Here is a 12,149-nt window from a genome sequence, read left to right as displayed (position 1 = left end):
ATGGGCTCATCCAGCGGCTTTTTCGTAAATGTCATCTGCAATCAGTCAACGAATTCGACGACGACGCCTGGCTTGACCATCTTGGCGAGTTCGGTCGCGTCCCAATTGGTGAGACGAACGCAGCCGTGGCTCTGCGACTTACCGATCTTCGAGGGTTCTGGCGTGCCGTGGATACCGTAGGTCGGCTTCGACAGGGCCATCCAGACGGTGCCGACCGGGCCGTTCGGACCAGGTGGAATGTTGAGGACCTTGTCGTTGGCGCCCTGCTGGAAGTTGATCTTCGGGTTGTATGTATAGCCGGGATTGAAGGCGACACGTTCGACCGTTACCGTGCCGGAGGGCGAGGGCGTGTCGGTCGAGCCGATACTTGCCGGATAGGCCGCAATCAGTGTGCCGTTGGCATCATAGGCGAAAACCTGCTTGCGGCCCTTGTCTGCGAGAATCTTCGCGACCGTACCGGTTCTGGCAGGGCCGGTGTTGACGACCTTGATCGTATTACCCGGGACGGTGAAGTCGACACCGGGGTTGAGTTCCTTCAGATAGCCTTCATCCATATGGAAGCGTTCGGCCAGCATTTCCGTCGTCGACGTATAACCAAGCGATGGCATCTGCGACTTTGCCGCATAATCCTCGGGGATCGAGGCGACATAGGGGCCGGCCGCATCGGCGGCTGTGATCGTGTAGTTGATGATCGGCATTCCCCCGGACATCCGCAACTGTTCGAGGATGGCGTCGGTGTTTTTCGGATCGAGCGTCTGCCCGGTCATCTGCTGATAGGCATAAACAGCCTTGGTGACGTTCGCGCCCATGCGGCCATCGATTGCGCCGGGCGAAATGCCCTGGCGAGAAAGGAAGACCTCCAGCGCGGTGATCTCCATCTTCGATTTGCCCTTGAGGTTTATCACCGGTTCGGCTGGCGGCTTGCGGACGATGTCAGGTGTTTCCTGCTGCGGATCTATCGATGCGTAGTCATTGCCGCCCGGATTCGCCTGCTGGCCTTTGGCGCCCGGAAGCGGCTGGTTGTCGAGCGGCTGGCGTTGGATGTCGCCATCGCGCGGAATGCCGCCCGTCACAACATTGCGGTCCTGTTGGTCATAGCCGTTGTCGGCGTATCCGTCGCCATTGCCATAGCCGTCATTGCGATACTGACGATAGTCCTGATAACCGCCGCCATTGTTGGAAAGCTGCGTATCGCCGTAGCGGTTGCCGCCGCCGTATCCGTTGTCGCCATTGGCATCGCGGCCCGGTGCGCGCGGATAATAGGTGCTTGCCCGCATCTCCGTGGCGACCACATTGCCGTAGCTGTCGATGAGAACGCGCCGGCCGCGTCCGTCGCGGGCCATGGCATATCCACCGCCAGAGGGGTATTGATCGATAATACGGCCATCGGGAGTGACGAGAACCGTATCGCGGCCTCCGCTGCGATAATACTGTGCCTGCGCGTCGCCGAGCGCGAGCGCGGACACGGTGGCAGCCATTGCCAGGGTAAAACTCAATTTCACGAACCGGTTCACGTCTGTCGAATCCTTGGATGGTAGTTCGGCTGACTCACACATGGCAAATTTGACGCCAGTATGGAAATTTAGATTATCATGCTGAATAAAATATAAAAAATTCCGTGATCAAGGCTTCAAGTTAACATTCGGTAAGCCAAATCACCGTTTATTTGCGCCGCTCGCCATTATGGAACAACGCCAGAGCGTAGCGCCGACCAGGGAGGGTTTTGGGTAATGATCGATTTTTCCGCGGCCAAAGGGCCGAAATTGACGCTGGACGAGGGCTCCGTGCTGGATATCGGCGCCTGCATCGTCGAGGGCAACAATCTGGCGCCCGGACGCGCCGTTCCCGACGACGGCGATCCGCGGATCAGCCATTCCGTAGAAGGTTTCCTCTTCACCTGCGGGCCGGATCACATCCGTCATCCCGAACCGATGTCGGGAGCATATGAGGGCAAACGCTATCCGCTGCATGGTTCCCTAGCGTCTCATCCCGCCAAAATTCTCTGGACCAGATTCGAGAATGGCAATGCGGAATGCCGAGCGGATATCGACATCGTCACCGCAGAGGGACGAACGGCTCGGCTGGAACGCCTCTGGCAGATCGATGGTTCCACGGGTGAGGTCTCTCTTGCCGATCGCGTCGTCAATACGAGTTCAGAGGCGATGCCGGTCTTCCTGATGTATCACATGAATGTCGGCGGCAAATGGTTTGACGACGGCACCCGACTGTCGGGCCAAATGCTGGAGAATGGCGGTTTCCCCTGGACCTTCGGCGATGAGCTGGGTGGCATTTTCTGCGTGCCGGCTCTGGAGAAGAGCAAGGACTGGGCGGAGGTTTGCCTCGGTCCGATCGCAGCCACTGGCGGCAAGACATTGAGGGTGCGTTTCAGCACCGATACGTTGCCGTTCCTGCAGGTCTGGCGCAATCAACGCGCACCGGCTGATGTTCTGGGCATCGAGCCCGTTTCGCATCGCTGGGTCTCGCGCGCGGAGCTGGAGGAAGCAGGCGAATTCAATGTTCTCCAGCCCGGCGAAGCCCGCAATTTCATGCTCAACTTTGCCTTCGTTTGAGGCTGGCCAGCGGTTGACGCTCGCCCTGTCGCGGCGTAGATCAAAGCCCTCGGTTTTAGAGAGGACATGAACCATGGATATCCGCCCGATCGACGATGAATACTCGGTATCTGGCCAGATCACCGTAGAGGATCTCGACCAGATCAAGGCCCTGGGTTTCAAGTCTCTCGTCTGCCATCGCCCGGATGGCGAGAGCCTGGATCAGACGCCGTTTGGCGCCATCGAGGCCCGTGCCAAGGAACTCGGTCTCGAGATCACCCATGTGCCGGTTGGCCCCATGGGCGTCACCGAAGAGGCCGTGCAGGGCATGGTCGATGCGCTGGACGAATTCCCGCGGCCGATGCTTGGCTATTGCCGCTCCGGCGCGCGCTCGACGGCGATCTATCAAAAGACGCATCATATCCGCGGCTGAGCGGGCGTATTTCCAATCTTGAGATTGAAGGGTAGGCCACAGCCATGCTCTTCGCTCATTTTGCCTCAGAACAACATCAGGAGAAAACCATGAGCATCAAGCGTATCGACGTTGGCGCCCGCATGAGCGGCGCTGTCATTCACGGCAACACCGTCTATCTCGCAGGCCAGGTTGGCGAAGGCGAAAGCGTCACCGATCAGTGCAAGTCGGCACTGGCTGAAGTTGATCGCCTGCTCGCAGCCGCCGGCTCCAACAAGTCGAAGATCCTGCAGACGCTCATCTACCTCTCGGACATTTCCTATTTCGCCGAAATGAACGCTGCCTGGGAGGCCTGGGTCGATCCGGCCAATACACCGGCTCGTGCGACCAGCGAAGCCAAGCTCGCCGCACCGAAGTACAAGGTCGAGTTCATCGTGATCGCTGCCGTCGACTAAGTTGATCCAGCCTATTGTTTGGAAGGCCGGTGGGCTCGCGCTCACCGGCCTTTCGTTTGCGCGATTTCCGTCAGGGTGCGCGAGGGCGTGATCGCTTCCGGATCGAGCGCGATCTCGATGATCGCCGGCTTGCCGCTGGCGCGGGCTCGCTCGAAGGCCGGGCCGAATTCTTCCGTCGCCTTCGCGGTTTCGCCGTGGCCGCCATAGGCTCGGGCGAGGGCGGCAAAGTCCGGGTTCCGGAGCGCCGTGGCGCTGACGCGGCCGGGATATTCCCGCTCCTGATGCATGCGGATGGTGCCATACATGCCGTTGTTGATAACAAGCGCGATCAGCGGCAGATCATATTGGACGGCGGTCGCAAACTCCTGACCGTGCATCATGAAACAGCCATCGCCGGCAAAGCAGATCACCTCGCGCTGCGGAAACAGCTGCTTGGCGGCAACCGCTGCCGGCAGGCCGTAGCCCATCGAGCCGGAAGCGGGGGCCGCCTGGGTGTTGAAGCGGCGGAAACGGTGAAAGCGATGCAACCAGGTCGCGTAGTTGCCGGCGCCGTTGGTGAAGATCGCATCATCAGGTGTGTTGGCCTCGATCCAGTCCATGATGCGGCCCATGTGAACCGAGCCGGGGCTTTTCTCCGGCGTTGTCGACCATGCTAGGTAGACGGCGTGCATGCGTTCGGTGCGCTCGCCCCAGCGTGGTTCGCTCGGAGTATCCAGATCGGCGAGAGCTGCGACGAAATCGGCAGGGCTGGCGCAGATCGCCAGGTCTGGACGGTAGACCCGACCGAGCTCGGACGGATCGGGATATACATGGACGAGTTGCTGGCGCGGGTAGGGGATATCGACCAGCGTATAGCCGGAGGAGGGCATTTCGGAGAGACGACCGCCCAGAAGGATGAGCAGATCCGCCTCCTTGATTTCCTTGGCGAGCGCCGGATTGATACCGATCCCGACATCGCCGGCATAGTTCGGATGCAGATGATCGAACAGCATCTGGCGACGGAAGGAACAGCCGACCGGCAGCTTGAAACGCTCGGCGAACTGCCGGATGCCGACAACCGCTTCCTCATCCCAGCGCGTGCCGCCAAGAATAACCATCGGGCGTTCAGCTCTAAGGAGGCGTTGATTGAAGTCGGCGAGCTGGCTGCGGCCGGGATGCGCGGCGACAGGCACATACGGCCTTGCGTCTGGCGCTTCGACTTCATCGCGCAGCATGTCCTCGGGCAAGGTCAGCACGACCGGGCCGGGGCGACCCGACGTCGCCAAAGCGAAGGCGCGGGTGACGAATTCCGGAATACGGGCGGCATCGTCGATCTCTCCGACCCATTTCGCATATTCGGTAAGGGCGCGGCGGAACTCCACTTCCTGAAACGCTTCGCGCTCACGGGCATCGCGCTGCACCTGGCCGATGAAGAGGATCATCGGGATCGAATCCTGCCGGGCGATGTGGAGGCCGGCGGAGGCATTGGTGGCTCCGGGGCCGCGGGTGACCATGCAGATGCCCGGCTCTCCCGTCAGGCGCCCCCAGGCATCCGCCATCATCGCCGCACCACCCTCCTGACGGCAGACGAGGACCTTGATGTCGCTGTCATGCAGCGCGTCGAGCACGGCAAGAAAGCTCTCGCCGGGTACGCAGGATATGCGCTTGACGTCATTGGCCTTCAAAGCTTCGACGATGAGTTGGCCGCCTGTTCGCTTCATATCTTCGCCTTCCCCTCCAGTTCGGCCAATTCGGCCAGAACCTCCTCCTGATGTTCGCCAAGACGCGGGCTTGGCCGTGAATAGGCCAACGGCGTCTCGGAAAGCACGATCGGCGTACGCACGCTTGGGATCATGGTGCCGGCCGCATCCTCGAGATCGATGCGCAGGCCGCGCGCTTTGATCTGCGGATCGGCGAACATATCCTCGATCGTATTGATCGCGCCGGCCGGAACGGCATTATCCTCACAGATCTTCAGCAGATCCGATTTGTTCCAGGTCAGCGTCCTTGCCGATATGAATGCGCGAACGTCGTTGCGATGGGCGACGCGAGCCTTGTTAGTTGCGTAGCGCTCGTCGTCGGCCTGGCTATCGAGGCCGAGGATTGCGCAGAGGCGGCGGAACTGCCCGTCATTGCCCACAGCCAGAATGAGGTAGCCATCGGCGGTGGGAACGACTTCGTAGGGCGAGATGTTGGGATGGGCATTGCCTAGGCGGACAGGTGGCTTTCCCGAGATCAGATAGTTCATGTTCTGATTGGCAAGAACGGCCGATTGCACGTCAAGCAGGGCCATGTCGACGAGCTGGCCTTCACCGGTCTTTAGTGCGTGTATCAGTGCCGCCTCGATCGCCGAGACGGCATAGATGCCGGTGAAGATGTCGGCAATCGCAACGCCTGCCTTGACTGGCTGCCCCTCCGGCTCGCCGGTGATCGACATGAAACCGGACATGCCCTGGACGATATAGTCATAGCCTGCCAGGCCGGCATAGGGGCCGGTCTGTCCGAAGCCGGTGATCGAGCAGTAGACGATCCTCGGATTGATCTTTTTCAGGCTTTCATAGTCGAGGCCGTATTTGATCAGGCCGCCGAGCTTGAAGTTTTCGATGACGACGTCGGCTGTCTTGACTAGCCGGCGTACCAGCTCCTGTCCTTCCTCAGTCCTAAGATCGGCTGTGATGGAGCGCTTGCCGCGATTGGCAGAATGATAATAGGCGGCGGATAGGTTTTCGCCATCCTTGCCCTCAACGAAGGGAGGGCCCCATTGGCGGGTGTCGTCGCCTCCGTCCGGATTTTCCACCTTAATGACGTCAGCGCCGAGATCGGCCAGCATCTGGCCCGCCCAGGGGCCTGCAAGGACGCGGGCAAGCTCGATGACACGAATACCGGAAAGCGGAGGTTTCTTGGTTTTCTGGTCCGTCATGTCGATCCGCTCTCTCGCTTAGGGCGTGAATGCTGTTTCAGATGTATCGGATACGGGCTTGGAAGCAAAGCGCTGCTCGCGCCAGAGGATATAGAGCCCGGAGCCCATAATGATGAGGATGCCGAGCCATTTGATCGCATCCGGAAAGTTATGGAACACCACCCAGCCGAAGATCGTCGCCGAGATGATTTCGAAATATTGCAGGGGCGCGAGCTTCGAAGCCTGGACAGCGCGATAGGCATAGACCGTAAGAATGCCCGAGGCCGCTGCCGTGACGCCAACGCCGAGCAAATAGAGCATCGCCGTCAGATCCGGAATAACCGGATGAAGGATTGCGGATCCCGTCGCCTTGCCGATGCCAAGCAGGATCAGGCTGAGGCCGGTGCCCCATATGCCTGTTTGGAACTGCATGGGCCACGCGTCTTCGCGGTGGGACACGACGCGCGTGATCATCACGTAAACTGCAACGCAGAGCGCGGTGACGACGGGCAAAAGGGCAACGAAGCCCACCTCCTGAAAGCTTGGCTGGATGATGAGCATGGCGCCAAGGAAGCCGACGGCACAGGCTGTGTAACGGCGCCAGCCGATGGTTTCCTTGAGGAAGATGCTGCTCAAAATGGTCAGCATCATCGGCTCGACGAAAAAGATGGCGATGGCATCGGCCACTTCCATGACCTGCAGCGCAGTCACGAACGAGACCATGGACAGCGTCAAAAGCGCAGCGCGGAGCGCGTGCACGCCGCTTTGGCGCCATGACCATACGCCCCACTGTCCGCGCACGGCCATCATCGGCAGGGCAAAGAGCGACTGAAAGATGAAGCGTGCGGCGGTGACTTCGGCCGGCGGAATGGTGGTTGCCGCGAGTTTGGAGAAGATGTCCATGATCGGCGATAGGACGACGGAGAGGAACATCATCAACAGGCCGAACGTCAGCTCCGATTGCGGCAATCGAAGCGAGGAGCCGCTGTTGGCATTCATTGGAGAGTTCCTTTGAGAATCAGTTCCTTGCCACGACCTCTTTGCACCAGTTAGCAAAGTCGGCAATGGCTTGGTCGGCACCGATTTCGTTCAGCGTCTCGTGCCGCATGTCCGGGTGGATCTTGGTTGTAATATGAGAGAAGCCGGCGTTTTTCAAATGATTTGACAGCCAGGAAATTGCTTTTCCGTTGTCTGTCGCCGGGTCCTTGCCGCCGCCGATGAGATGGATCGGCATGTCGTGCCGCAGCTGGTCGAGATAGGCCTTTTGCGGGGCGCGAAAGCTGAGTTCGAATATATCAAGCCAGAGCGAAACGGATGCATCGAAGCCGCAGAGTGGATCGGCGATGTACTTGTCCACCTGTTCGGGGATGCGCGACAGCCAATCGAACTCGGTGCGGCGGTTCGGGATGGATTTGCCCCAGGCGCCGAAGGTCAGTTTTGGCAGTGGCCCGCTTGGAACGTCTGACCCCTTGAACATGCGTTCGGTCTTCAAGATGAGCTGGGCGGCGCGGCCGGCAAGGCCCGGATGGAAATTCGAATTCCAGACCGTAACGGCATCGAATTTATCCGGATAGGTGACAGCTGTATTGAGGCTGATCAATCCACCCATGGAATGACCGAACAGGATGATTGGCCGGCCCGGATAAGTGGTTGCGGCGAGCTCTCTCATGGCAAGCACATCTGCCATAACCTGATCGACGCCATCTCGCTGGGCGAAACGGCCGATAGGCGCATCGACGGCAACCGTTTCGCCATGGCCGCGGTGATCGGGGGCATAGACATGGAAGCCCTGGGTGGCCATGGCATCAGCGAAAGCTTCATAGCGGCGCGAATGTTCGGCGAGGCCATGGGATATCAGGAGGATTCCGCGCGCCTCGCCCTTTGCTGGCGAATGATGATAGGCAATCGTCGCGCCCGTCGGGCTTTGCAGGCGTTGCGTTTCGGCGAACATGCATGGTTCCTCCCCAATCGGACGAGAGGTTATCATCCTGGTGATTGCAATGGACAGTCATCGAAGCCCACAGAAATAAATCTTTCGAGCCCTGTGATTCAGGGTTGCATGCGCAAAAGCAAACTGCTTATTTGTTCCTATAATGTTCTAGTTGGAGGCGTGGAATGAAGCATTTGCTTCGGATATTTGCGGTTGTGCTCCTTTCGGTCGGGACAGTCGCGAGTGCAGTGGCGCAGGAGCACAGCCGGGGGCGGACACGCTTCATCCTGGCGGCAAGCTGGGAGCCGGCATTTTGTGCGACGAACCAGAAGAAGGCGGAATGCCGGAACCAGTCGTCGAGCAATCACGATGCCACGAATTTCTCCCTGCATGGCCTCTGGCCGATGCGGCAGGAATATTGCGACGTTTCGGATGATCTGAAGCAGGCGGATCGCAGCAGCGATTGGAAGGATCTGCCGGCAGTGCAGCTGTCGCAGGACGTCAAGGCGAAGCTCGACAAGGTGATGCCGGGTACGCAATCGGGCCTCGAGCGTCACGAATGGATCAAGCACGGCACCTGCACGAAGCTTAGTGCCGACGATTACTTCTCGACCGCGGCGGGTCTGATCAACGAGCTCAACGCATCCGCCGTGCGTGAACTTTTCGCTCAGAATATCGGCAAGGAACTGGATGCGGAAAGCATCAAGGCCGCTTTCGACCAGAGCTTCGGCGAGGGTGCCAATGCGCGCATCAAGATGAGCTGCCGTCGCGTCGGCAATGTCAGAATGATCTCGGAACTGACGATCGGTCTCTCCGAAGACGCTCTCGATCAGCAACAGGGCAATGAGCCTCGGCTCGCAAAACTGATCCAGGGTGCCGGCAGTACGGCGTTCGGCTGCGATCGCGGCGTGGTGGATGCAGCCGGTTTCTGACTTATTCCGGCCTTTGTGACGCGGATAAATGCCCTCGGATAAGGTTTCGCCGTTGCCCGAGGGCGGGGTTTCGCCTACATAGCGGCACAATTCGCAATGTTATCCGCCCGTGGAGTAACCCAAGCTATGGCACGTCAGTTCATTTATCATATGGCCGGTCTGAATAAGGCCTATGGCGCCAAGAAAATCCTGGAGAATATTCATCTCTCCTTCTACCCCGACGCCAAGATCGGTATTCTCGGCCCGAACGGTGCGGGTAAGTCGACTGTACTGCGCATCATGGCCGGTCTCGACAAGGAATATACCGGCGAAGCCTGGTTGGCCGAAGGCGCTACCATCGGATATCTGGCACAGGAGCCGCACCTCGATCCTACGAAGACGGCGCTCGAAAACGTCATGGAAGGCGTCGCGGCCAAGACCGACGTTCTCAACCGCTATAACGAACTGATGATGAACTATTCCGATGAGACGGCGGAAGAGGGCGCCAAGCTCCAGGATATCATCGACAGCCAGAACCTCTGGGATCTCGAAAGCCAGGTTGAAATGGCGATGGATGCGCTGCGTTGCCCGCCCGGCGATGCCGATGTCACCAAGCTTTCGGGCGGCGAGCGTCGCCGTCTTGCCTTGTGCAAGCTGCTGCTGTCGCAGCCCGACGTGCTACTGCTCGACGAACCGACCAACCACCTCGACGCCGAAACCATCGCCTGGCTGGAAAAGCACCTGCGTGCCTATCCGGGCGCCGTGCTGATGATTACCCACGATCGCTACTTCCTGGATAACGTCACCGGCTGGATCCTCGAACTCGACCGCGGTCGCGGCATTCCTTACGAGGGCAACTACTCCTCGTACCTGCTGGCCAAGGCAAAGCGCATGCAGCAGGAAGGCCGCGAAGAAGCCGGTCGCCAGAAGGCGATCGCGCGCGAACAGGAATGGATCGCGTCCAGCCCGAAGGCCCGCCAGTCGAAGTCCAAGGCCCGTATCCGCGCCTATGACGAGCTGGTCGATGCCGCCGAGAACCAGCGTCCCGGCGATGCGCAGATCATCATTCCGGTAGGCGAGCGTCTCGGCCAGGTGGTCATCGAAATGGAAGGCATCACCAAGGGTTATGGCGACCGCGTGTTGATCGAAGACCTGTCGCTGAAGCTGCCGCCCGGCGGCATCGTCGGCGTGATCGGTGCGAACGGCGCCGGCAAGACGACGCTCTTCCGCATGATCACCGGCCAGGAAAAGCCGGATAGCGGTTCTATCCGGATCGGCGACACCGTTCACCTCGGTTATGTCGACCAGAGCCGCGATGCACTCGACGGCAACAAGACCGTCTGGGAGGAGATCTCCGGCGGTGCCGAAGTCATCAAGCTCGGCAAGTATGAAATGAATTCGCGTGCCTATTGCGCAACCTTCAACTTCAAGGGCGGCGATCAGCAACAGAAGGTCGGCAACCTCTCGGGCGGCCAGCGCAACCGCGTGCATCTTGCCAAGATGCTGAAGGCCGGCGGCAACGTGCTGCTCCTCGACGAACCCACAAACGACCTTGATACGGAAACGCTGGGCGCACTTGAGATCGCTCTCGAAAACTTCGCCGGCTGCGCTGTTATCATCAGCCACGATCGCATGTTCCTCGACCGTCTGGCGACGCATATCCTCGCTTTTGAAGGCGACAGCCATGTCGAATGGTTCGAAGGTAACTTCGAGGATTACGAACAGGACAAGATGCGCCGCCTCGGCGTCGACAGCATCAATCCGAGCCGCGTCACCTACAAGAGACTGACGCGATAAGCTCTTGTTTCCGCTCTTCGAAAACCCCGGCTTGTCCGGGGTTTTTGTTTGTCTGGCGGTGAAATCCGATGTTCCGTTCTCGGCAGAAATTAACAGATTTCCGACGTCGAACGAGCTTGGTTGCCGATTGGCTCTTGCAGAATGCGCTCAAATCACATAAAGATATCTTTATATCTTGATTGGGTGTCGAATGACGGATCTGGTGAAGCTCGGCTTAGACGATGTTGTGGACGTACTGAAGGCGGTCGGCGAGCCGACGCGGCTGCGTCTGATGGCGCTGCTCGTCGCCAGCGATCTCACAGTCACCGATCTTACCGAAATTCTCGGCCAGTCGCAGCCCCGCATCTCCAGGCATCTGAAGCTGCTCGGAGAGGCCGGCCTGATCGATCGTTATCAGGAAGGCGCCTGGGCCTATTTCCGCTTGAAGCAGGAAGGCAAGGCCGTCACGCTGGCGCGCACTCTTCTGCGCCACACCGCTGAAAAGGATGCGGTTCTGTTGCGTGACGGAGAGCGTCTTTCTGCCGTCAAGCGCGTCCGTGCCGAGCGTGCGCAGGCCTATTTCAGCCGCAATGCCGCCGAGTGGGACGAGCTGCGCCGCCTGCATGCCGCCGACGAAGATGTCGACAAGGTGCTGATTGATCTGATTGGCCCGCAGCCGATCGACTCGTTTCTCGACCTCGGCACAGGCACCGGGCGCATGCTGCAGCTTTTGGCAGGTCATTATCGGCGCGCCGTCGGTATCGATGCCAGCCGTGATATGCTTGCCGTGGCGCGTGCCAACCTCGATCGCTCCAACATCACGGCTGCTTCTGTACGCCATGGCGACATTTTCAACCTGCCGCTCGAGCAGCAGGATTTCGATCTGATCACCATTCACCAGGTGCTGCACTTCCTTGATCAGCCCGAGATCGCGGTTGCGGAGGCGGCGCGAATGCTGCGGCCCGGCGGCCGGCTTGTGATCATCGACCTTGCGCCGCACGGGCTTGAATATCTGCGTGACGAACATGCGCATCTGCGTCTCGGCTTCTCGCATCAGACCATATCCGATTGGCTGAAATTGGCGGGGCTCGATGTCGAGCAGGTGCAGGATCTTCATTCGGGGAGGGAGAGCGGCCAGATGCTGACCGTCACGATCTGGCTGGCGCGCGACCCGCGGCTGTTGATCGCCTCCGACCAGGGCCACCAGTCGTCCCCCATTCTTGCCGGGAGAGTTTGAC

The 12,149-nt window shown here is 59.6% G+C and carries 11 protein-coding genes; 6 read left to right on the top strand and 5 right to left on the bottom strand.

Annotated features, from left to right (window positions below; genetic code table 11):
* Positions 1-41: 41 nt before the first annotated feature.
* Positions 42-1,478, bottom strand: a complete 1,437-nt coding sequence (locus ACQZ6F_RS08435) for a L,D-transpeptidase (RefSeq protein ID WP_449092402.1) — start codon at positions 1,476-1,478, stop codon at positions 42-44.
* A gap of 252 nt (positions 1,479-1,730) precedes the next feature.
* Here ACQZ6F_RS08435 and ACQZ6F_RS08430 point away from each other — a divergent pair, with 252 nt between their 5' ends.
* From ACQZ6F_RS08430 to ACQZ6F_RS08420, 3 genes are all read left to right on the top strand, one after another.
* Positions 1,731-2,570 (top strand): DUF4432 family protein, encoded by an 840-nt coding sequence (locus ACQZ6F_RS08430; RefSeq protein ID WP_449092131.1) that lies wholly within the window; start codon positions 1,731-1,733, stop codon positions 2,568-2,570.
* Positions 2,571-2,643: 73 nt separating this feature from the next.
* A complete protein-coding gene (locus tag ACQZ6F_RS08425; RefSeq protein ID WP_449092132.1) occupies positions 2,644-2,982 on the top strand; it encodes a TIGR01244 family sulfur transferase in 339 nt (112 codons plus the stop codon).
* 89 nt (positions 2,983-3,071) lie between these two features.
* Entirely contained in the window at positions 3,072-3,416 is a 345-nt protein-coding gene (locus ACQZ6F_RS08420; protein ID WP_449092133.1) for a RidA family protein, read from the top strand.
* Positions 3,417-3,457: 41 nt separating this feature from the next.
* On the opposite strand, the gene ACQZ6F_RS08415 is transcribed toward ACQZ6F_RS08420, so the two are convergent.
* The 4 genes from ACQZ6F_RS08415 to ACQZ6F_RS08400 are packed head-to-tail and all read right to left on the bottom strand — an operon-like array spanning position 3,458 to position 8,245.
* On the bottom strand, positions 3,458-5,116 hold the full coding sequence (locus ACQZ6F_RS08415; RefSeq protein WP_449092134.1) for a thiamine pyrophosphate-binding protein: 1,659 nt from the start codon (positions 5,114-5,116) through the stop codon (positions 3,458-3,460).
* Entirely contained in the window at positions 5,113-6,315 is a 1,203-nt protein-coding gene (gene caiB / locus ACQZ6F_RS08410) for a succinate--glutarate CoA-transferase (protein WP_077469097.1), read from the bottom strand. Before caiB ends, ACQZ6F_RS08415 begins: the two co-directional genes overlap by 4 nt.
* Positions 6,316-6,333: 18 nt before the next feature.
* The gene (locus ACQZ6F_RS08405) at positions 6,334-7,293 is read right to left on the bottom strand and encodes a DMT family transporter (RefSeq protein ID WP_449092135.1); all 960 of its coding nucleotides are present in this window, start codon (positions 7,291-7,293) and stop codon (positions 6,334-6,336) included.
* Positions 7,294-7,312: 19 nt separating this feature from the next.
* The gene (locus ACQZ6F_RS08400) at positions 7,313-8,245 is read right to left on the bottom strand and encodes an alpha/beta hydrolase (protein WP_449092136.1); all 933 of its coding nucleotides are present in this window, start codon (positions 8,243-8,245) and stop codon (positions 7,313-7,315) included.
* Positions 8,246-8,409: 164 nt separating this feature from the next.
* Between ACQZ6F_RS08400 and ACQZ6F_RS08395 the strand changes: the two genes are divergently transcribed.
* The 3 genes from ACQZ6F_RS08395 (at position 8,410) to ACQZ6F_RS08385 (ending at position 12,148) form a co-directional block, all read left to right on the top strand.
* On the top strand, positions 8,410-9,156 hold the full coding sequence (locus tag ACQZ6F_RS08395; RefSeq protein WP_077469091.1) for a ribonuclease T2 family protein: 747 nt from the start codon (positions 8,410-8,412) through the stop codon (positions 9,154-9,156).
* A gap of 126 nt (positions 9,157-9,282) precedes the next feature.
* Positions 9,283-10,932 (top strand): energy-dependent translational throttle protein EttA, encoded by a 1,650-nt coding sequence (ettA, locus tag ACQZ6F_RS08390; RefSeq protein ID WP_068398331.1) that lies wholly within the window; start codon positions 9,283-9,285, stop codon positions 10,930-10,932.
* 190 nt (positions 10,933-11,122) lie between these two features.
* A complete protein-coding gene (locus tag ACQZ6F_RS08385; protein ID WP_077469089.1) occupies positions 11,123-12,148 on the top strand; it encodes an ArsR/SmtB family transcription factor in 1,026 nt (341 codons plus the stop codon).
* The last annotated feature ends 1 nt before the right edge of the window (position 12,149 follow it).

It is taken from the genome of Rhizobium sp. A22-96, assembly GCF_053521805.1.
The sequence above is the reverse complement of the archived record's forward strand: the minus strand, read 5'-3'. Positions and strand labels throughout refer to the sequence as shown.